Source organism: Parviterribacter multiflagellatus (genome assembly GCF_056863265.1).
In genome coordinates, this window is record NZ_JBXPIZ010000007.1 from 177,160 (window position 1) to 195,642 (window position 18,483).

Consider the following 18,483-nt stretch of genomic DNA (forward strand, 5'->3'; position numbering starts at 1 on the left):
CCCGTCGCCGCCGCCCGATCTCTCGCGCCGCCCCGCCTCCTCGTCGCGCCGCTTCGCACCCTCGCGGCGCCGTCCCGAGTGGTCCCTCTTCACTGACCACGCGACCGGCGGCCCATCGGGTACGGCCACGTTCCAGGCCGGGTGCAGGCGCAACGCTTTCTCCGCACTCTTTGGGGAGTTCTTCCGCAATTCGCGTGAGAGTTGTTACACGTTTGGAGCTACTCATGAGTATCATGCCGGCTCATGGCGCCCCGCCCGAAGCCTGATGCGCACCGCGCGATGTCGCATCCCATCCGCGCCCTGATCCTCGCCTCGATGGGGGATCGGGTGGTCAGCCCGACGCAGCTCGCCAGCGAGCTCCAGCGACCGCTCGGTACGGTCGCCTACCACGTCCGTGTCCTCCTCGACGCCGGCTTCATCGAAGAGGTCGGGACGAGCCAGAGGCGCGGTGCGATCCAGCACCACTACCGCGTGCGCGGCGACGGCGGCAACACGTCGCTGCGCGTCGAGCTGACGCAGTCCGAGATCGACGCGCTCACCGAGGGCATCCGTGCGCTCGTGGACGAGGCGGCCGAGAGCGCCGCGCGGCGCACGCCGATCGACGAGCCGCCGGAGGAGATCATCGTGGCGGTCCTGCGGACCGCGGGCGTGTCGGTGGAGTAGCTCCGCGAAGTCGGCACGATCCGCGCGTGTCACGGCACACCTCCACGCCTAGCGTGCGCCCTCGTGACCCGCCGCGACTGGCTCCTGCTCCTCCTCGCGCACGACGCGTCCCCGCGTGGTCTCGAACCCGTGCGCGTGCAGAAGGCGCTGTTCCTCCTCGCGCGTGAAGGGGACATCCCGCGCGAGGAGCAGTACCGCTTCGTCCCGTACAACTACGGCCCGATGAGCGTCGGCGTGTACCGCGACGTCGCGGCGCTCGTCGCCGCCGGCCTCGTCGAGCCCGTCACGGTGTCGGGCTACACCTGGCAGCCGGTCCGTGCCACGGCAGCCGGCCGCGCGCAGGCCGCCGCGATCGAACGGGCGGCCTCCGCGGTCGACCGGCTCGCGATCGCCCGCCTGCACGCGATCCACCACCTCGTCACCCGGCTCGGCTTCGCGGAGCTGCTGGAGACCGTCTACCGGCGCTACCCGGAGTTCGCGGCGCGCTCGGTCTTCCGGGGGAGGCGGCGATGACGCTCGTGCTCGCCGTCCGGTGCCGTGGGGGCGTGGTGCTCGCGTCCGACGGCCAGGCCACCAGCGACGCGGCGGGCCAGCCGACGCGCCAACCGGTGCGCAAGCTCTTCACGCTCGGCGACCGCATCTCGTGGGGCTCGGCCGGCAGTCTCGGCCTGCAGCAGGCGGTGCACGAGGCGCTCGACGGGCACTCGGCGGCGATCCTCGCGGCCGCCGACCCACGCAGCGCGCTCACCGACGCGGTCATCCCGATCCAGCAGCGCGCGCTGAGCCAGTGGGTCCCGCACTCCGGCGCCCAGCCGCCCGAGCTGTCGTGCATCTTCTGCTGGTGGTCGCCGGCGGGGCCGCGCATCTTCTCGATCCCGCGCACGGGGAGCGACCACCAGCTGCACGAGCGCCACGCGGCGGTCGGGACGGGCGACATCTTCGCGGACTTCGCGATGGCGTCGGTCGCGCACCTCGGCACGCCGGACCTCTCCGTCGAGCAGGCCAAGATGGTCGCGCTCAAGGCGGTGTCCGACGCGATCGACGTCGCCGCCGTCTACCTCGGCCCGCCGATCCAGATGCACGTCGTCACCCGCGGCGGCGCCAGGGCGGTTCCGCGCGCGGAGATCGAGGGCGGTCTCGCCGACTCGGTCGACGCCTGGAAGGCCCGCCAGCGCGAGACCCTCGGGCCCCTCGGCCCGCCACCCCCGACCCGCGCGTCCCGTCGCGCCGCCTGACCCGCGCGTCGCCCGCGCCTGCGGGGTCGCGGCGGTCGCGGGGGTTCAGGCCGCGCGGAGGCGGGCCTGGTCGCGGTACTTGCGGTAGTCCGCGCGCTCGGGCCGGAGGTTGGAGGCGAGCGCGAGCGGGTGCCGCGCCTCCTTGTGGCGGCCGAGCAGCATCAGCGAGCGGCCGAGGCAGAAGAGCGCGAAGTCGTTGGTCGGCGCGCGGTCGACGACGGCCTCGAACTCCTCGGCCGCCTGCTCGTACCGGCGCGCGTGGAACAGGGCACGGCCGAGCGCCTCGCGGACCGAGGTCTTGTCCGGCTCGAGGTCGCGGGCCCGCTCGAGCGGCACCGTCGCCGCGTGGTAGTCCCCGTCCTGCAGGAGGCGGCTGCCACGCGTGTAGAGGTCGTAGGCGCTCTCCATGCCTTTCAGTCTAGGCACGGACCGGACGGGGTCGCGCGGATCGGCACGAGCCGCCCGCGCGCGGCGCGCGCGTCAGGTGTCGGCGGGGTCCTCGGCGCGCTGCACGAGCTCCGACGCGGGCACGTCGAGCGCCTGCGCGAGGCGGAGGATGTTCGCGTAGCTGAGGTTGCGCTCGCCGCGCTCGATGCCGCCGATGTACGTCCGGTGCAGGCCGCTGTGCGCCGCGAGGGCCTCCTGCGAGAGGCCACGCTCCACCCTGACCGCGCGGACGGCGCGGCCGAACGCGGCATGGGCTTCCGAGCGCTGCGGCATGAGCGCCGCAGCCTGACTCAGCAGATACCCATAGGTCTACAGACGATGAGTAGCGTCGGAGCGCCTGCGGGCCGCCAGGGCGGGGCCGATGGTGGGAGGGGTGGGTGGTGTGGAGGGTGGAGCCGGCGGCAGGGGAAGCTGGGGTCAGGCCGCGGCCTTCGCGCGCTCCCGCGCGACGTTGCTCGCATCGACGAGCGCGCCCAGCAGGCGGTCGAGCCACGCGGGCGAGACGAGCTCCTCCGGCAGCTCGCCGTGCACCCACACGACGCCCGCGCCGGTGTGCGCGTAGCGAACCAACACGAGGCCGCGGTTGCGGTACAGCAGCTCGTGATCGGAGACCTGATCGGCGGGCAGCACCTCGGCCTGCGCGCGCAGCATCCCCTTGCGCCACGCCATGCCGATGTGCAGGGGCCAACCGGCCGACTCGACCGTCAGGCCCCACTCGCCGACCGCCACCTGACGCCAGTCCGCGTCGAGGCCTTGCAGGTACCGTTCCACCGTCTCGACAGGGGTCATTCCGCTGCTAGCATGGCAAACACAGCTTCTGTCCCGGCGGGCAACCGCCGGAATGCGATGGGGAGCGGGCGCGAGCCCGCTTCTGTCGTTTCAGGGGAAGGAACATGATCGAGATGAGCACCACACTGCAGCAGGACATCGAGGCCCGGCTCGCCACGGCGGAGCCGGATGTCGAGGTGCTCTCGGCCGACGTCGTCGGCGGCGACAAGGTCCGCCTCTTCATCGACCACCCGGAGGGCGTGTCGCTCGACCTGTGCGAGCGCGTCACCCACCACCTCGCCGAGATCCGCGAGCACTACGCGCTCGAGGTCTCGTCCCCCGGCCCGAAGCGTCCCCTGACCAAGCCGCAGCACTTCCGCCGGTTCCTCGGCCGGAAGGCGCGGGTGCGCACGCGTGAGGAGCACGACGGCCACCGGACGTTCACCGGTGAGCTCGTCGGTGCGTCGGACGACGCGGTGACGATCGCCGCCGACACCGGCGTCATCGCCATCCCGTACGCCGACATCACGCGATCGAACCTCGTGGAGGAGTAGGAATGTCACGCGAGATCCTGGAGGCCATGGGCGCGCTCGCGCGCGAGAAGGGCATCTCCCCGGACAAGCTCCGCACCGCGCTCGAGGACGCCCTGCTCTCGGCGTACAAGAAGCAGCCGGGCGCCGCGAAGTACGCGCGGGTCTCCCTCGACCCCGACACGGCGGACTACCGCGTGATCGAGCTCAACGTGCCCGAGGAGCTCGAGGAGCAGCTGCTCATCGAGACCATCGAGCAGGAGACGACCGTCGACCCCGAGACGGGGGAGAAGGTCGAGCCCGCCGAGCCCGAGATCGACCCGGCCAAGTTCGCCGAGTACCGCGACCAGATCGGCGAGTACGACGTCACCCCGGACGACTTCGGCCGCATCGCCGCGCAGACCGCCAAGCAGGTCATCCTGCAGCGCATCCGCGAGGCGGAGCGGGACATGATGTACGAGGAGTACCGCGACCGCGTGGGCGAGCTGATCACCGGCATCGTCCAGCAGTCCGACAACCGCTACACGCTCGTGCAGCTGCGCGAGCGCGTCGAGGCGCTCCTCCCGCGGTCCGAGCAGGTCGACGGCGAGCGCTACGACCATGGCCAGCGGATCAAGGCGGTCATCAAGGAGGTCTCGCCCTCCACGAAGGGGCCGAGCATCATCGTCTCCCGCCGCGATCCCGAGCTGATCAAGTCGCTCTTCGAGCTCGAGGTGCCGGAGATCGCCGACGGCCTGGTCGAGATCGAGAACGTCGCGCGCGAGCCCGGCTACCGCTCCAAGATCGCCGTCGTCTCGCACCAGCAGGGCGTCGACCCGGTCGGCGCGTGCGTCGGCCCCCGCGGCTCGCGCGTGCGCATGGTCGTCTCCGAGCTGCGCGGCGAGAAGATCGACATCATCCCCTACAACGACGAGCCCGCCCGGTTCGTCGCCAAGGCCCTGTCTCCCGCGCGCGTGCGCGAGGTGCTCGTCGACGACGACGGCCGCCAGGCGACGGTGATCGTGCCCGACGACCAGCTCAGCCTGGCCATCGGCCGCGAGGGTCAGAACGCGCGCCTCGCCGCGCGGCTGACCGGCTGGCGCATCGACATCAAGTCCGAGACCGAGTTCGCGACGACCGGCTCGGACGAGGAGTACGACGAGGAGCAGGAGCTCGACGGGCGCTGCCACGCCGTGCTCACGAAGGGCCGCCGGTGCCCGAACGCGGCGCTGCCCGGCTCCCGGTACTGCGGCCTCGACGCCCACCAGGCGCTGGCCCAGATCGACTCCGACAACGTCGCGGACCTGGCGGGTGTCGCGCCCCAGGCCGACGGCGCCGAGGCGGCGGGGGAGGCCTGACGGCCCCGCACCGGCGCTGCATCGGCTGCGGCCTGGTCACCGACCAGGCCGCACTGCGTCGGTACGTGAACGAAGGCGGGCACGCCGTGCCCGATCCAGAGCGCCGCAAGTCAGGTCGCGGCGCCTACGTCTGCAGCGACGCGTGCGTGGAGCGCGCGACGAAGAGGCGCGCCTGGGGAAGGGCGTTCCGAGCCGCTGTAGCCCCACCATCTGACGGATAGACTGAGACATTCATGGCCAAGAAGCGCGTACACGAGCTCGCCAAGGAGCGCGACATGTCCCCCCGGGACATGCTCGCCAAGCTGCAGGCAGCCGGCCTCCCGGTGAAGGCCGTCGCGTCCGCGGTCGACGAGCAGCAGGCGCTCGACGCGCTCGCGGGCAAGAAGATCACCCCCCAGAAGTCCAACGGCGGTGGCCCCAAGGTCACCCAGCGCCCCGACGCGGTGCGCCCGTTCGGCTCCGGCGAGACCAAGGGTCGCGTCGTCCGCCCGAGCCAGGAGAAGCGGCTGGAGGAGGAGCGCAAGCGCGCCCGCCAGCAGCGCCAGGAGGGCGGCCAGGGCGGCCAGGGCCAGCGCGGTCCCGGCGGTCCGGGCGGTCGCGGTCCCGGCGGTCCGGGCGGTCGCGGTCCCGGCGGCCCGGGCGGTCGCGGTCCCGGCGGTCCGGGTGGCCGCGGTCCCGGCGGTCCGGGTGGCCAGCGCGGTCAGGGCGGCCCCGCGGGCGCCGGTGGCGGTCGCGGTCCGGGCGGTCCCGGCGGCGGCTCCGGCCAGACGCGTGACTCCCGCATGGGCGAGCGCTCCGGCGCCGGCCCCGGTGGGCGCCGTCGCGTCGTCATCGACTCGCAGGCCGCGCGCCGCGGTCCCGGCGGCCCGGGTGGCCCCGGCGGCCCCGGGCGTCCCGGTCCGTTCCCGCAGCGCGGCCCGCGCCGCGGCGGTGGCGGCGGTCGCCGGCGCCGGCGCGACTTCGAGGCCGAGACGCTTCCCGCGATCGACCGCAGCGCCCAGCAGCGCACCGATCTCGTCCGCATCAACTCCGGCTCGACCGTCAAGGACGTCGCGGAGTACCTCGGCGTGCCCGTGCCGGAGATCATCAAGAAGCTGATGGGTCTCGGCGAGATGGCGACGCTCACCCAGACGCTGACCGACGACGCGATCCAGCTGCTGGCCGACGAGTTCGACAAGAAGATCGAGATCGTCACGGCGTCCGACGAGGACGACCAGGAGCCGGTCTACGAGGACAGCGACGAGGATCTGGTCACGCGCGCCCCGGTCGTCACGATCATGGGCCACGTCGACCACGGCAAGACGTCGCTGCTCGACGCCATCCGCGAGGCGGAGGTCGCCGCGGGCGAGGCGGGCGGCATCACCCAGCACATCGGCGCGTACCAGGTGCACGTCAAGGGCGAGGACGGCGAGGACAAGCCGATCACGTTCCTCGACACCCCCGGCCACCAGGCGTTCACCGCCATGCGTGCCCGCGGCGCCCGCGTCACCGACATCGCGATCATCGTGGTCGCCGCCGACGACGGCGTGCGCCCGCAGACGCGTGAGGCGGTCGACCACGCCAAGGCCGCCGACGTCCCGATGCTCATCGCGGTCAACAAGATCGACCGCGAGGGCGCGGACCCGACGCGCGTGCGCACGGAGATGACGCAGCTCGGCCTCCAGCCGGTCGAGTGGGGCGGCGACACCGAGTTCGTCGACGTCTCCGCGAAGAACCGCACGGGCCTCGACGACCTCCTCGAGACGATCAACGTCATGGCCGAGGTCGAGGACCTCAAGGCCAACCCGGACGCCGACGCGTCCGGCGTGGTCATCGAGTCCAAGCTCGACCCGGGCCGCGGCCCCGTCGTCACGCTGCTCGTGCAGCGCGGCACGCTGGAGGTCGGCGACGCGGTCGTCTCCGGTCAGAACTGGGGCAAGGTCCGCGCGATCCAGGACTACACCGGCAAGCGCATCGACGAGGTCTACCCCGGCGAGCCGGCCGAGGTGCTCGGCTTCGACGGCGTGCCCGACGCGGGTGAGCCGTTCCGGGTCGTCGAGAACGAGCGCACCGCCCGCACGCAGGCCGCCGAGCGCGCCACGCGCCTGAAGGCGGAGGGCCTCGCCCGCCGCTCCGGCCGCAAGGTGTCCCTGGAGGACATCTTCAAGAAGGCCAAGCAGGGCGAGACCGCCGAGCTCAACCTGGTGCTCAAGGCGGACGTCGCGGGCTCGGCCGAGGCGCTCGAGGACGAGATCGCCAAGCTGCCGCAGGAGGAGGTCGCCGTCAACGTCCTCCACAACGCGGTCGGCGGCATCAACGAGTCCGACGTCATGCTCGCCGCGGCGTCCGAGGCGATCATCATCGGCTTCAACGTCCGCCCGGTCGGCGACGCGCGGGCCGTGGCCGATCGCGAGGGCGTGGAGATCCGGACCTACTCGGTGATCTACAAGGCGCTCGACGAGCTGCGCGCCGCGATGCAGGGGCTGCTCGCGCCGGAGGAGGTCGAGGAGACGATGGGCGAGATCGAGGTGCGCCAGACGTTCCGCGCGTCCAAGATCGGCACCATCGCCGGCTCGTACGTCCGCGAGGGCAAGGTCACGCGCGGGGCGAAGGTCCGCATCGTGCGCGACGGCACCGTCGTGTACGACGGCAAGATCGCCTCGCTGCGGCGCATCAACGAGGACGTCCGCGAGGTCCTGCAGGGCTTCGAGTGCGGCATCGTGCTCGAGAACTTCCAGGACGTCAAGGAGGGCGACATCCTGGAGGCCTACGAGACGAAGCTCGTCCAGCGCGAGCTCGCCTAGGCAGGTCCCGGCCACGACCAGTCACGCCCACCGGTGCCAGGCTTCGCGGGGCTCTTGCTGATCCACCTGCACTTCCCCGAAGCCGGGTCGCTCAAGGGCAAGCGCAAGGAGCTCAAGTCGGTGAAGGAGCAGCTCCGCGGGCGGCTGGGCGTGGCCGTGTCCGAGGTCGATCACCACGACCTCTGGCAACGCTCCACGCTCGCCGCCGCGGTCACCGGCGGGTCTGTCACGGCGGTCCAGGACGCCGCCGATCGGGTAGAGCGGTTCCTCGAGAGCCGCGTTCCCGATGGCTGCCGCGTGGAGCGCGCGGTGGTGTCCTTCGAGGAGGTACTGTGAGCGGCGACCGCATGCGGCGTGTCGACGAGGCCATCCGCGAGGTGCTGAGCGACGCGCTGAACGGGTCCGATCTCAAGGACCCACGCATCGGCTTCGTGACCGTGACCGATGTGAAGACCTCAGCCGACTTGCGCCACGCGCGGGTGTACGTCACCGTCCTGGGTGACGAGCGTCAGCGTGAGCAGTCGCTGGCGGGGCTCCAGTCGGCACACGGGCTCCTCCAGCGGCGGGTCGGGTCCCAGTTGCGCATGAAGCGCACGCCGACGCTCGCCTTCCAGTACGACGACACGACGGACCGTGCCATGCGGATGGAGCAGCTGCTTGATGACCACTGACACGTTCGCGACGACGCGCGAGCAGGCGCTCTCCGCGTTGCGCGCGGCCGACAAGCTGCTCCTCGTCACGCACGAGAACCCGGACGGGGACGCGCTCGGGTCGCTGGTGGCGATGCAGGGGGTGCTGCAGCAGCTCGGCAAGGACTCGGTGATGTTCATCGCGCCCGACGAGTTCCCGCTCCCGTACGAGTACCGCTTCTTCGACTTCACCGGCATGGTCACGACGCCGCCCGTCGACGTCGCCGACCGGCTCGTCGTGTTCCTGGACTGCGGGAACATCGACCGCAACCCGGCGGTGCTCGACCACGGCGCGCCGCTGCGCATCGTCAACATCGACCACCACCACGACAACACCCGGTTCGGGGAGATCGACCACGTGGTCGACGCCGCCTCGTGCACCGCGGAGATCGTGTGGGACCTGATGCGCGGCCTCGGGGTCGAGGCGACGTCGGAGATCGCGGACGCGCTGTACGTCGGGCTCGTCACGGACACCGGCAAGTTCATGTACGAGAACACCGGCACGCGCGCGCACGTCATGGCGGCGGAGCTGATCGCGGCCGGCGTCGACGTGCACGGGATCTACCGGCGGCTCTACGAGGGCGTCCCGTTCGCCAAGCTCCAGCTCACCGCGCGCGCCCTGTCGAAGGTCGACCGCTACGACTCCGAGGGGCTGACGCTGTCGCGCATCCGCGTCGCCGACTACGCGGAGACCGGGGCGGAGGAGAGCTACTCCGAGGGCATCGTCGACCACCTGCGCGCGGTCGCGGGGACGAAGGTCGCGGCGCTCGTCAAGGAGCTGACCGACCCCGCGAAGGCCGGCAAGGCGAAGGTCTCGCTGCGCGCCGCGGACGAGACGGTCGACGTCAGCGCGATCGCCCGCGCGGGCGGCGGCGGCGGCCACCGGATGGCCGCGGGCTTCACCACGTCGCTGACCGAGGACGAGCTGGTGGCGTTCCTGCGTGCGGAAGTCGCGCGCCAGCTCTAGGTGGCGGTAGCGTCGGGCGCCGTGGACGGCGTCCTGCTGATCGACAAGCCCGCCGGGGTCACCTCGCACGACGTGGTCAACCGCGTGCGGCGCGAGCTCGGCGACCGCGTGCCCGCGACCCGCAAGCTCGGGCCGCGTGTCGGGCACGCCGGGACGCTCGACCCGTTCGCGACCGGGGTGCTGCTCGTGCTGCTCGGCCGGGCGACGCGCGCGCAGCGGTTCTTCATGGGGCTGGGCAAGGCGTACGAGACCGTCGCGCGGTTCGGCGCCGTCTCCACCACCGGCGACCGCGACGGCGAGATCACCGAGACCGGCACGCCGATCCCCGACCCGCTGCATCTGCCCACCGGCACCGTCGTGCAGCGGCCGCCGGCGTACAGCGCGATCAAGATCGGTGGCAAGCGCGCGTACGACCTCGCGCGCAAGGGCGTCGACGTGGAGATCCCCGAGCGCGAGGTGCACGTGGAGCGCTTCGACGAGCTGTGGCGCGAGCCGCCGCGGGTCGCGTTCCGCATCGCGTGCTCGTCGGGCACGTACGTGCGGTCGCTGATCGCCGACCTGGGCGACGCGTACTGCGAGGAGCTGCGCCGCACGGCGATCGGGCCGTTCCGGGTGGCGGACGCGGGGGAGGGGATCGACGACGCGATCCCGCTCGGGGACGCGCTGGAGCGGGTCCTGCCGGTGCTCGAGGTCGACGCCGACACCGGCCGCCGCGTGGGGTGGGGGCAGACGTTCGCGGCGGACCGCGAGGGCACCGTCCTCGTGCGCGATCCGGACGGTCCGGTGGCCATCGCGGAGCCACGTGAAGACGGCTGGCTCAAGCCGATCGTAGGCTTCCGGTCCGCATGAAGGTCACCCACCTCCCCGATGTCGAGCCGCGCGAGCGGCGCGTGGCCGTCGGCACGTTCGACGGCGTCCACCTCGGGCACCGCGAGGTCATCCGCGGCGCCGACACCGTGCTGACCTTCGACCCGCACCCCCAGTCGGTGGTGGCGCCGGGCGGCGGACCGCGGCTGCTCACGACGTTCGAGCGCAAGAAGCAGCTCATCGCCGGCCTCGGCGTGGAGGAGCTCGTCGTGATCCCGTTCGACGGCGCGTTCGCGTCCCAGGCGCCGGAGGAGTTCGTCGACCACGTGCTGGTCGAGAAGCTCCGGGCGACGCACGTCAGCGTGGGCGAGAACTTCCGCTTCGGCCACAAGGCGCGCGGCGACGTGGCGATGCTGCAGGCCGACGGCCGGTTCGCCACGCGCGTGCAGACGCTGCAGGAGTTCCACGGCGAGGTCGTCTCCTCGAGCCACATCCGCGGCCTGATCGCGGCCGGCGACGTCGGCGAGGGCGGCAAGCTGCTCGGCGAGCCGTTCCAGGTGTGGGGCGAGGTCGTCCACGGCGACAAGCGCGGGCGCACGCTCGGCTTCCCGACCGCCAACCTCGTGCCCGACCAGCGGTACGTCACGCCGGGCCACGGCGTCTACGCGTGCCGTGCGGGGATCGTCGGGGTGGGTGGGGATCGGATCGAGGCGTGGTTCGCCGCGGCGGTCAACGTCGGGGTCCGGCCGCAGTTCGTCACCGGCCGCGGCGAGCTGATCGAGGCGTACCTGCTCGACTTCGAGGGCGACATCTACGGCCAGCAGCTGCGGATCGAGTTCCTCGAGCGGCTGCGGGGCGAGAAGCGGTTCGACTCCGTGGACGCGCTGGTGGAGCAGATGGGCGCCGACGTCGATCGCGCGCGCGACATCGCGGCGATGTAGTTCGCGCCATGTCGTTCTCGCAACTCGCTGCTACCCTCGTCGGCTGCACATGACGCTGACCCAGGACCGCAAGAACGAGATCATCGCCCGGTGGGGCACGGATGAGAAGGACACGGGCAACACCCGCGTCCAGATCGCGCTGCTGACCGCGCGCATCAACGAGCTGACGGATCATCTCCGCACCCACCGCAAGGACCACCACTCGCGTCGTGGCCTGCTGATGCTCGTCGGCAAGCGGCGCCGGCTTCTGAACTACCTCCAGAAGCACGAGCTCGACGCCTACCGCGAGCTCATCAAGGAGCTCGGCCTCCGCCGCTAACGGCGTTGGCCGACTCGAGCGAGATCATCAAGCCCGGGACGCCGGCACCGGCGTTCCGGCTCGTCGACGAGCTCGGCGAGGAGTTCACGAACGCGAACATCGCGGGGCAGACGACGATCTTCGTCTTCTACCCCAACGCGTTCAGCCCCGTCTGCACCGACCAGTTCCAGGTGTACGAGGAGGTCCTGGACGAGATCCAGGCCGACGGGGCCAAGCTGTACGGCGTCTCCTGCGACTCCATGTGGTCGCAGAAGGCGTTCAAGGAGAAGCTGGGGATCACGATCCCGCAGCTGTCGGACTTCGAGCCCAAGGGCGCGACCTCGAAGGCGTTCGGCGCGTACTTCGAGAAGGGCGGCTTCTCCGACCGGGCGATCGTCATCATCGGCCCGGACGGCGTCGTGACGTGGAGCTACGTCGCCGAGAACCCCGGCGTGCTCCCTGGCGCGAACCTGATCTTCGACGGACTGGCTGCCGGTCGCTCGTAGAATCAGTGAGGTGAGCGGCACGACCGAGCACCTCCTGCGCGAGCACGGCCTCCGGGTGACCGGGCCGCGCGTCGCCGTGCTCGACACCGTCCACGAGCTGGGCGGCCACCAGGACGCGACCGCGATCGCGGCGGCCGTCCGGGTCCGGCTCGGCAGCGTCTCCACGCAGGCCGTCTACGACGTGCTCGACGCGCTCACCAAGGCCGGCCTGCTGCGGCGCATCGAGCCTGCGGGCAGCCCCGCGCGCTACGAGGTGCACGTCCACGACAACCACCACCACCTCGTCTGCCGCACCTGCGGGACGATGTGGGACGTCGACTGCGCGCACGGCTCGGCGCCGTGCATGGAGCCGCCCTCGTCGCCCGCCGGCTTCGTCCTCGACGAGGCCGAGGTCATCTACTGGGGCCAGTGCGCGGCCTGCCGCGCTCAGGCGCCCGCGCCAGCAGCCGCGGCAGCTCCCGCCGCCTGAAGTCGAAGATCGAGTCCAGGTCGCGGCGCACGAACGCGCGGTGCGCCAGCTCCCCGAGCGGCCCGAAGCCGATCGCGTAGCGGACCGTGTCGGTCATGCGCGTGCCGTCCGCGTGCGGCGCGAACGCGTGCGTGTGGTGCCACAGCGCGAACGGCCCGCGGACCTGCACGTCGACGAACCGGTGCGGCGGCTCCCACGCCTGGATCGACGTGTGCCACGTCACCGGGACGCGGTGGAACCCGAGCCGGTACTGGATGAACGTGCCGACGCGCATGTCGATCGGCTCGGGCGTGACGACCGAGAACCGCAGCAGCGGCGGGGTGATCGCCTCCAGGTTGCGGGCGTCGGCGAAGAACGGGAAGACCTCCTCCGGGGTGCCGGGGAGGACCTGCGTGCGCTCGAGGACGAAAGCCTTCACGATGGGAGTACGAACGATGGAGCTGACGAGCGCACCTGTCCCGCCGCTCGCCCCCGACGACCACGTCCGCGGTGACCCGGACGCGCCGGAGGTGGTCATGTACGCCGACTTCGCGTGCCCGCACTGCGCGGTCGCGCACCTGCGGCTGCGGGAGGCCGGCGCGCGGGTCGTGTTCCGCCACTTCGCGCTGAAGGCCAAGCACCCGCGCGCGCCGGTTCTCGCCGCGGCGGCGGAGGCGGCGGGGCTGCAGGGCGCGTTCTGGCCGTTCCACGACGCGCTGTACGCCGACCAGGGACACCAGGACGATCCGCACCTGTGGGCGCGCGCGACCGATCTCGGGCTCGACCTGGACCGCTTCGAGGAGGACCGCCGCTCCGAGGCCGTCCACGCCCGCGTCAAGCGCGACGTGCACGCCGCGCTGCGGGCCGGCGCGGCGACCACGCCGACGCTCTGGATCGCGGGACGGATGCACGGCGGAGCGCCGTCCGCCGCTATCCTGAACGACGTTCGGAAGTGAGAGAAGACGAAAGCTTGGACGCCCGATCCGAAGGGGCGTCCTCAGGAAGGACAACTTCATATGTCTGACGCCGTGAAGACCGTCTCGGTCGAGATCGCAGGTACTGAGATCTCCTTCGAGACCGGCAAGATGGCCAAGCAGGCCTCCGGCGCCGTCGTCGTGCGACAGGGCGACACCGTGGTGCTCAGCACCGCGACGATGGGCAACCTCCGCGACGCGGACTTCCTGCCCCTGACTGTCGACATCGAGGAGCGGATGTACGCCGCGGGCAAGATCCCCGGCTCGTTCTTCAAGCGCGAGGGCCGTTCCGGCACCGAGGCGACGCTCACGGCGCGTCTCATCGACCGCCCGCTGCGCCCGCTGTTCCCCAAGAACTGGCGCTACGAGACGCAGCTCGTCGGCATCCCGCTGTCGGTGGACCACGTCCACCCGTACGACATCCTCGCGATGAACGGCGCCTCCGCGGCGCTGATGATCTCGCCGGTCCCGCTGCCCACGCCCGTCGGCGCGGTGCGCATCGGCAAGATCGAGGGCAACTTCGTGGTGAACCCGTCCGAGGCCGACCTGGCCGAGGGCAAGAGCGACCTGGACCTGGTCGTCGCCGGCACCGAGGAGGCCATCCTCATGGTCGAGGCCGGGGCCAACCAGATCCCCGAGGCCGAGATCCTCGACGCGCTCGACATCGCGCACGGCGAGATCAAGAAGCTCTGCGCCGTCCAGCACGAGCTGCGCGAGCTCGCCGGCAAGCCGAAGGTCGAGATCGAGGCGCCGAAGGTCAACGAGGACCTCGTCAACCAGATCGTCGCCGAGTTCGGCCAGCGCATCGAGGAGGCCACGGCGGTCGAGGACAAGCTCGAGCGCCAGGACGCCACCAACGCGCTGGGCGCGGAGGTCGTCGACCGGTTCACCCCGGACGAGACCGCCGAGAACTACGCCGAGGCCAAGAAGGAGGCCGAGAAGGCCTTCGCCTACCTCGAGAAGAAGACCGTGCGCGAGCGCATCGCGGTCCGCAAGCTGCGTCCGGACGGCCGCAACACGACCGAGATCCGCAACATCACGATCGAGGCCGGCCTGCTGCCGCGCACGCACGGCTCCGCCCTCTTCACCCGCGGCCAGACGCAGGCGCTCTCCGTCGCCGCGCTCGGCACGCTGAAGGAGGAGATGCGGCTGGACACCCTCGGGCTCCAGACGCAGAAGTTCTACTTCCACCACTACAACTTCCCGCCCTTCTCGGTCGGCGAGGCCGGCTTCATGCGCGGCCCGAAGCGCCGTGACATCGGCCACGGCGCGCTCGCCGAGCGGGCGCTGGTCCCGGTCGTCCCGACCACCGAGGAGTTCCCGTACACGATCCGCGTCGTGTCCGACATCCTCGAGTCCAACGGCTCGTCCTCGATGGCCTCGGTCTGCGGATCGACCCTGTCGCTGATGGACGCCGGCGTGCCGATCAAGGCGCCGGTGGCCGGCATCGCGATGGGCCTGATCAAGGAGGGCGACGACTACGTCGTGCTCACCGACATCGCGGGCATCGAGGACCACCTCGGCGACATGGACTTCAAGGTCGCCGGCACCGAGGAGGGCATCACCGCCCTCCAGATGGACATCAAGATCACCGGCGTGACCTTCGAGATCATGCGTGACGCGCTCACGCAGGCGAAGGAGGCGCGGTCGTTCATCCTCGGCAAGATGGCCGAGGTCATCGCCGAGCCGCGCACCGAGATGTCGGCCTACGCGCCGCGCATCATCTCGCTGAAGATCGACCCGGACAAGATCGGCCTGCTGATCGGCAAGGGCGGCGAGACCATCCGCGGCCTGCAGGACGAGTTCGAGTCGCAGATCGACGTCAACGACGAGGGCCAGGTCAACGTCTACTCCGCCAGCGGCGAGCTGGGCGAGGCGCTGGCCGAGCGCATCCGCTCGATGACCAAGGAGGTCGCCGTCGGCGACTCCTACAAGGGCAAGGTCGTCAAGACGACCACGTTCGGCGCGTTCGTCGAGCTCGCCAAGGGCACCGACGGCCTGCTGCACATCTCCAACATCGCCCCCGGCCAGCGCGCCGAGACGGTCGAGGAGCACCTCAACAAGGGCGACGAGATCGAGGTCCGCGTCGTCGAGGTCGACCGCGAGCGCGGGCGCATCGGCCTGCGCCTCGCCGACGACCCGGCGATCGAGGGCAAGTCGGTCGAGGAGCTCGCCCAGGTCGGCGCCGGCGGCGGCGGTGGCGGCGGCGGCGACCGGGGCCCGCGGCGTGACCGCGGCGACCGTGGCCCGCGCCGGGACCGCGACGGCGGCGACCGCGGCGACCGCGGCGGCAACGGCCGCGGCTCGGGCCGCCCGCGCCGCAACCGCGACGGCGAGTAGCACCGAAGTGGACCAGCCCCGCATCACGGAGCTCGACTCCGGCGTTCGAGTCGTGACCGAGTCCATGGACTCGGTCCGCTCCGTGACGCTGGGCTTCTGGATCGGCACCGGCTCGTCCGCCGAGGACGAGCCGCACGCCGGTCTCTCGCACCTGATCGAGCACATGCTGTTCAGGGGCACCGAGAAGTACGCGTCGCTCCAGATCGATCAGACGTTCGACGCCATGGGCGCGGAGCTGAACGCGGGCACGGGCAAGGAGACCACCTCGGTCTACGCCCGCGTGCTCGACGTCCACCTCCCCGAGGCGCTCGACGTCATCGCGGACATGGTCTGGCGCCCGCGCTTCTCCGAGGACGACCTGCGCAACGAGCGCGAGATCGTGCTGGAGGAGATCGCGATGTACGAGGACGACCCGCAGGACAAGGTGTTCGACGTCCTGGGGGAGGCGGTCTTCGCCGGGCACCCGCTCGGCCGCGCGATCATCGGCCACGCCGATGTCGTCGCCGGCACGCCGGCGGAGGGCCTGCGCGCCTTCCACGCCGAGAAGTACGTCCCGCGCAACGTCGTCGTCGCGGCGGCCGGGTCGGTCGACCACGACGCGCTCGTCGCGATGGTCGAGAAGGCGCAGGTGGAGCGCGTCGGCGCCCCGCTGCCCGCGCTGATCACGCCGCCGGCCCCGACGCCCGCGCAGGTCCGGTTCCTCACCAAGGAGACCGAGCAGACGCACGTCTGCCTCGGCGGCCCGGGCATCCCGCGCGACGACGAGCGCCGCTTCGCGCTGCGCGTGCTCGACACGCTGCTCGGCGGCACGTCGTCCTCGCGGCTGTTCCAGGAGGTGCGCGAGCAGCGCGGCCTGGCCTACAGCGTCTACTCGTTCCAGTCGCTGTTCGCGCAGACCGGCCAGGTCGGCCTGTACCTCGGCACGCGCCCGGACAACGTCGCGGCCGCGCTGCGCGTCGTCGGCGACGAGCTCGATCGCGTCCGCACCGATCGCGTCCCGACGGACGAGCTGGAGCGCGCGAAGGAGAACGTCAAGGGCCGCATGGTGCTGTCGCTGGAGTCGACGGCGGCGCGGATGAACCGGCTGGGCGCCTCGGTGCTCGCCGGCCTGCCGCTGCTGTCGCTCGACGAGGTGATCGCCAAGATCGACGCCGTCACCGCCGACGACGTCATCGAGCTGGCGGCCGCGCTGTACGCGCCTGAGCGGCTGTCGGCCGCGGGCGTGGGCGGCGACGAGACGGCGTTCCGCGCCGCGCTGGAGCCCGTGACCCCGGCGCTCGCCGCATGATCCGCGTCGCGGTCGCCGGCGCCGCCGGCCGGATGGGGGAGACGACGTGCCGCGCGATCGAGGGCGCCGACGACCTGCAGCTGACCGGCAAGGCCGACCCCGCGCTCGGCACGACGGTCGCCGACGTGCTGGGCGACGCCGACGTGCTCGTCGACTTCACGCGGCCGGACACGGCGCTGGAGAACGTGCGGGCGGCGGTCGCCGCGGGCGTGCACGCGGTGGTCGGGACGAGCGGCTGGGCGGTGGAGGAGACGCGCGGGCTGACCGGCGCGAACGTCCTGTTCTGCCCGAACTTCGCGATCGGCGCGGTGCTGATGATGACGTTCGCCGCGCAGGCGTCGAAGGTCATGCAGCGCGCCGAGATCGTCGAGCTGCACCACGACAAGAAGCTCGACAAGCCGAGCGGGACGGCGGACCGCACGGCGGAGCTGATGGAGGGCGACGTGCCAATCCACTCGGTGCGGCTGCCGGGCCTCGTCGCGCACCAGGAGGTCATCCTGGGCGACGTCGGCCAGACGCTCACCATCCGCCACGATTCGATCGATCGCGAGTCGTTCATGCCGGGGGTCCTGCTGGCGGTGCGCAAGGTGGGTGAGCTCACCGAGACGCCGGTCGTCGGCCTGGAGCACGTCCTCTTCCCGTGAGCGTCCGACCCGCCCGCGAGAGCGACGCCGAGGCGCTCGCCCGCGTCCACGAGCGCTGTTGGACCTCCTCGTACGCGGGGATCGCCGACGCCACCTGGCTGACGCGCCGCCCGCTGGCCGAGCGCGTCGCGGACTGGGTCGGGCTGACCCGCGGCGACGTGGCCGAGCTGTGGGTCGCCGAGAACGGCGACGGCCGCGCGGTCGGGTTCGTCGCGGCGGGCCCGTCGCGTGACGCGGACGCGCCGGAGGGCACCGGCGAGATCATCGCGCTCTACGTCGACCCGGCCCGGCAGGGCGAGGGGCACGGCAGCGCGCTGCTCGCGCGCGCCGTGGAGGAGCTGCGCGAGGAGGGCTTCACGCGCGCGACGCTCTGGACGCTGGAGGGCAACGGGCCGGCGCGCCGGTTCTACGCCGCGCACGGCTGGAAGCCCGGCGGCGGCCGCAAGGAGCACCGCTCGCTCGGCGCGCACGAGATCCGGTACGCGCGCGACCTGTGAGCGGCGCACCCGTCCTCGTCGCGGTGACCGACCACGCCGCGGAGCGGTTCCGCCAGCGCGTGCGCGGGACGCTCGACGCGAAGGGCGAGATCGTCGCGCGCGTGGGGAAGGCGTGGGCCGCGGGCAGCACCCGGCCGGGCCAGCGCGGGACGGTCGACGTGCTCGACCTGCGCGACAAGGCGGTCATCTACGTCTGCCGCCACGACGTGCCGCGCGGCGAGCTGGTCGTCGTGACGCTGTGGGAGGAGGGCGAGGACGCCCGCGTGCCCCGGCGCTTCACCGACGCGCTGCGGCGCGACCAGGCCCGCTAGCTTCCCGCCC

At 72.0% G+C, this 18,483-nt stretch carries 25 protein-coding genes; 21 read left to right on the forward strand and 4 right to left on the reverse strand.

Annotated elements, in window-relative coordinates; translation table 11 throughout:
* Nucleotides 1-279: 279 nt before the first annotated feature.
* From AC1UE5_RS16420 to AC1UE5_RS16430, 3 genes are all read left to right on the forward strand, one after another.
* Nucleotides 280-663 carry a helix-turn-helix domain-containing protein gene (locus AC1UE5_RS16420; RefSeq protein WP_482925414.1) on the forward strand — a complete coding sequence of 128 codons (384 nt, stop codon included), beginning with the start codon at nt 280-282 and terminating at the stop codon, nt 661-663.
* Nucleotides 664-726: 63 nt separating this feature from the next.
* Nucleotides 727-1,176 (forward strand): hypothetical protein, encoded by a 450-nt coding sequence (locus AC1UE5_RS16425; RefSeq protein WP_482925416.1) that lies wholly within the window; start codon nt 727-729, stop codon nt 1,174-1,176.
* Nucleotides 1,173-1,898: an Ntn hydrolase family protein gene (locus AC1UE5_RS16430; RefSeq protein ID WP_482925418.1), complete on the forward strand. Its 726-nt coding sequence runs from the start codon at nt 1,173-1,175 to the stop codon at nt 1,896-1,898. The genes AC1UE5_RS16425 and AC1UE5_RS16430 overlap by 4 nt, the downstream gene beginning before the upstream one ends.
* A gap of 45 nt (nt 1,899-1,943) precedes the next feature.
* Here the strand turns inward: AC1UE5_RS16430 and AC1UE5_RS16435 are convergent, their stop codons facing one another.
* From AC1UE5_RS16435 to AC1UE5_RS16445, 3 genes are all read right to left on the reverse strand, one after another.
* A complete protein-coding gene (locus AC1UE5_RS16435) occupies nt 1,944-2,306 on the reverse strand; it encodes a tetratricopeptide repeat protein (protein WP_482925420.1) in 363 nt (120 codons plus the stop codon).
* A gap of 72 nt (nt 2,307-2,378) precedes the next feature.
* Entirely contained in the window at nt 2,379-2,618 is a 240-nt protein-coding gene (locus AC1UE5_RS16440; protein WP_482925422.1) for a helix-turn-helix domain-containing protein, read from the reverse strand.
* 144 nt (nt 2,619-2,762) lie between these two features.
* Nucleotides 2,763-3,134 (reverse strand): hypothetical protein, encoded by a 372-nt coding sequence (locus AC1UE5_RS16445; protein WP_482925424.1) that lies wholly within the window; start codon nt 3,132-3,134, stop codon nt 2,763-2,765.
* A gap of 113 nt (nt 3,135-3,247) precedes the next feature.
* Between AC1UE5_RS16445 and rimP the strand changes: the two genes are divergently transcribed.
* The 12 genes from rimP to AC1UE5_RS16505 are packed head-to-tail and all read left to right on the forward strand — an operon-like array spanning nt 3,248 to nt 12,440.
* The gene (rimP, locus tag AC1UE5_RS16450; RefSeq protein WP_482925426.1) at nt 3,248-3,667 is read left to right on the forward strand and encodes a ribosome maturation factor RimP; all 420 of its coding nucleotides are present in this window, start codon (nt 3,248-3,250) and stop codon (nt 3,665-3,667) included.
* A gap of 2 nt (nt 3,668-3,669) precedes the next feature.
* Nucleotides 3,670-4,980 carry a transcription termination factor NusA gene (gene nusA, locus AC1UE5_RS16455; protein WP_482925429.1) on the forward strand — a complete coding sequence of 437 codons (1,311 nt, stop codon included), beginning with the start codon at nt 3,670-3,672 and terminating at the stop codon, nt 4,978-4,980.
* 20 nt (nt 4,981-5,000) lie between these two features.
* Nucleotides 5,001-5,201: a YlxR family protein gene (locus AC1UE5_RS16460; protein WP_482925754.1), complete on the forward strand. Its 201-nt coding sequence runs from the start codon at nt 5,001-5,003 to the stop codon at nt 5,199-5,201.
* 12 nt (nt 5,202-5,213) lie between these two features.
* A complete protein-coding gene (gene infB / locus AC1UE5_RS16465; RefSeq protein ID WP_482925430.1) occupies nt 5,214-7,763 on the forward strand; it encodes a translation initiation factor IF-2 in 2,550 nt (849 codons plus the stop codon).
* A 54-nt stretch (nt 7,764-7,817) separates the two neighbouring features.
* Entirely contained in the window at nt 7,818-8,099 is a 282-nt protein-coding gene (locus tag AC1UE5_RS16470) for a DUF503 domain-containing protein (protein ID WP_482925432.1), read from the forward strand.
* On the forward strand, nt 8,096-8,434 hold the full coding sequence (gene rbfA, locus AC1UE5_RS16475; RefSeq protein WP_482925434.1) for a 30S ribosome-binding factor RbfA: 339 nt from the start codon (nt 8,096-8,098) through the stop codon (nt 8,432-8,434). Before AC1UE5_RS16470 ends, rbfA begins: the two co-directional genes overlap by 4 nt.
* Entirely contained in the window at nt 8,424-9,419 is a 996-nt protein-coding gene (locus tag AC1UE5_RS16480; RefSeq protein WP_482925436.1) for a DHH family phosphoesterase, read from the forward strand. Before rbfA ends, AC1UE5_RS16480 begins: the two co-directional genes overlap by 11 nt.
* 21 nt (nt 9,420-9,440) lie before the next feature.
* On the forward strand, nt 9,441-10,268 hold the full coding sequence (truB, locus tag AC1UE5_RS16485; RefSeq protein ID WP_482925438.1) for a tRNA pseudouridine(55) synthase TruB: 828 nt from the start codon (nt 9,441-9,443) through the stop codon (nt 10,266-10,268).
* Nucleotides 10,265-11,167 (forward strand): bifunctional riboflavin kinase/FAD synthetase, encoded by a 903-nt coding sequence (locus AC1UE5_RS16490; RefSeq protein WP_482925440.1) that lies wholly within the window; start codon nt 10,265-10,267, stop codon nt 11,165-11,167. Before truB ends, AC1UE5_RS16490 begins: the two co-directional genes overlap by 4 nt.
* A 55-nt stretch (nt 11,168-11,222) precedes the next feature.
* Nucleotides 11,223-11,486: a 30S ribosomal protein S15 gene (gene rpsO / locus AC1UE5_RS16495; RefSeq protein WP_482925756.1), complete on the forward strand. Its 264-nt coding sequence runs from the start codon at nt 11,223-11,225 to the stop codon at nt 11,484-11,486.
* Nucleotides 11,487-11,491: 5 nt separating this feature from the next.
* Nucleotides 11,492-11,971 (forward strand): redoxin domain-containing protein, encoded by a 480-nt coding sequence (locus AC1UE5_RS16500; protein WP_482925442.1) that lies wholly within the window; start codon nt 11,492-11,494, stop codon nt 11,969-11,971.
* Between the two features lie 10 nt (nt 11,972-11,981).
* Complete coding sequence (locus AC1UE5_RS16505) at nt 11,982-12,440, forward strand: Fur family transcriptional regulator (RefSeq protein WP_482925444.1); 459 nt, start codon at nt 11,982-11,984, stop codon at nt 12,438-12,440.
* Here AC1UE5_RS16505 and AC1UE5_RS16510 read toward each other — a convergent pair.
* Nucleotides 12,364-12,858 (reverse strand): SRPBCC family protein, encoded by a 495-nt coding sequence (locus AC1UE5_RS16510; RefSeq protein ID WP_482925446.1) that lies wholly within the window; start codon nt 12,856-12,858, stop codon nt 12,364-12,366. The two genes, AC1UE5_RS16505 and AC1UE5_RS16510, sit on opposite strands and share 77 nt — an antisense overlap.
* A 16-nt stretch (nt 12,859-12,874) precedes the next feature.
* On the opposite strand from AC1UE5_RS16510, the gene AC1UE5_RS16515 reads away from it, so the two are divergent.
* From AC1UE5_RS16515 to AC1UE5_RS16540, 6 genes are read left to right on the forward strand one after another with little or no spacing between them, the layout of a single operon-like run.
* The gene (locus AC1UE5_RS16515) at nt 12,875-13,375 is read left to right on the forward strand and encodes a DsbA family protein (RefSeq protein WP_482925448.1); all 501 of its coding nucleotides are present in this window, start codon (nt 12,875-12,877) and stop codon (nt 13,373-13,375) included.
* A gap of 60 nt (nt 13,376-13,435) precedes the next feature.
* A complete protein-coding gene (locus tag AC1UE5_RS16520) occupies nt 13,436-15,733 on the forward strand; it encodes a polyribonucleotide nucleotidyltransferase (protein WP_482925450.1) in 2,298 nt (765 codons plus the stop codon).
* Between the two features lie 52 nt (nt 15,734-15,785).
* Nucleotides 15,786-17,021 carry a M16 family metallopeptidase gene (locus AC1UE5_RS16525; protein WP_482925452.1) on the forward strand — a complete coding sequence of 412 codons (1,236 nt, stop codon included), beginning with the start codon at nt 15,786-15,788 and terminating at the stop codon, nt 17,019-17,021.
* A complete protein-coding gene (locus tag AC1UE5_RS16530) occupies nt 17,018-17,665 on the forward strand; it encodes a 4-hydroxy-tetrahydrodipicolinate reductase (RefSeq protein ID WP_482925454.1) in 648 nt (215 codons plus the stop codon). The genes AC1UE5_RS16525 and AC1UE5_RS16530 overlap by 4 nt, the downstream gene beginning before the upstream one ends.
* Nucleotides 17,662-18,162, forward strand: a complete 501-nt coding sequence (locus AC1UE5_RS16535) for a GNAT family N-acetyltransferase (RefSeq protein WP_482925456.1) — start codon at nt 17,662-17,664, stop codon at nt 18,160-18,162. The genes AC1UE5_RS16530 and AC1UE5_RS16535 overlap by 4 nt, the downstream gene beginning before the upstream one ends.
* Nucleotides 18,159-18,473, forward strand: coding sequence for a hypothetical protein (locus AC1UE5_RS16540; protein ID WP_482925458.1), 315 nt, complete (start codon nt 18,159-18,161; stop codon nt 18,471-18,473). The genes AC1UE5_RS16535 and AC1UE5_RS16540 overlap by 4 nt, the downstream gene beginning before the upstream one ends.
* Nucleotides 18,474-18,483: the final 10 nt, after the last annotated feature.

Coding starts and splice junctions, on each gene's coding strand:
- AC1UE5_RS16420 (WP_482925414.1), top strand. CDS start 280: ATGTCGCATCCCATCCGCGCCCTGATCCTCGCCTCGATGGGGGATCGG.
- AC1UE5_RS16430 (WP_482925418.1), top strand. CDS start 1,173: ATGACGCTCGTGCTCGCCGTCCGGTGCCGTGGGGGCGTGGTGCTCGCG.
- AC1UE5_RS16435 (WP_482925420.1), bottom strand. CDS start 2,306: ATGGAGAGCGCCTACGACCTCTACACGCGTGGCAGCCGCCTCCTGCAG.
- AC1UE5_RS16440 (WP_482925422.1), bottom strand. CDS start 2,618: ATGCCGCAGCGCTCGGAAGCCCATGCCGCGTTCGGCCGCGCCGTCCGC.
- AC1UE5_RS16445 (WP_482925424.1), bottom strand. CDS start 3,134: ATGACCCCTGTCGAGACGGTGGAACGGTACCTGCAAGGCCTCGACGCG.
- rimP (WP_482925426.1), top strand. CDS start 3,248: ATGAGCACCACACTGCAGCAGGACATCGAGGCCCGGCTCGCCACGGCG.
- nusA (WP_482925429.1), top strand. CDS start 3,670: ATGTCACGCGAGATCCTGGAGGCCATGGGCGCGCTCGCGCGCGAGAAG.
- infB (WP_482925430.1), top strand. CDS start 5,214: ATGGCCAAGAAGCGCGTACACGAGCTCGCCAAGGAGCGCGACATGTCC.
- AC1UE5_RS16480 (WP_482925436.1), top strand. CDS start 8,424: ATGACCACTGACACGTTCGCGACGACGCGCGAGCAGGCGCTCTCCGCG.
- AC1UE5_RS16490 (WP_482925440.1), top strand. CDS start 10,265: ATGAAGGTCACCCACCTCCCCGATGTCGAGCCGCGCGAGCGGCGCGTG.
- AC1UE5_RS16515 (WP_482925448.1), top strand. CDS start 12,875: ATGGAGCTGACGAGCGCACCTGTCCCGCCGCTCGCCCCCGACGACCAC.
- AC1UE5_RS16520 (WP_482925450.1), top strand. CDS start 13,436: ATGTCTGACGCCGTGAAGACCGTCTCGGTCGAGATCGCAGGTACTGAG.
- AC1UE5_RS16530 (WP_482925454.1), top strand. CDS start 17,018: ATGATCCGCGTCGCGGTCGCCGGCGCCGCCGGCCGGATGGGGGAGACG.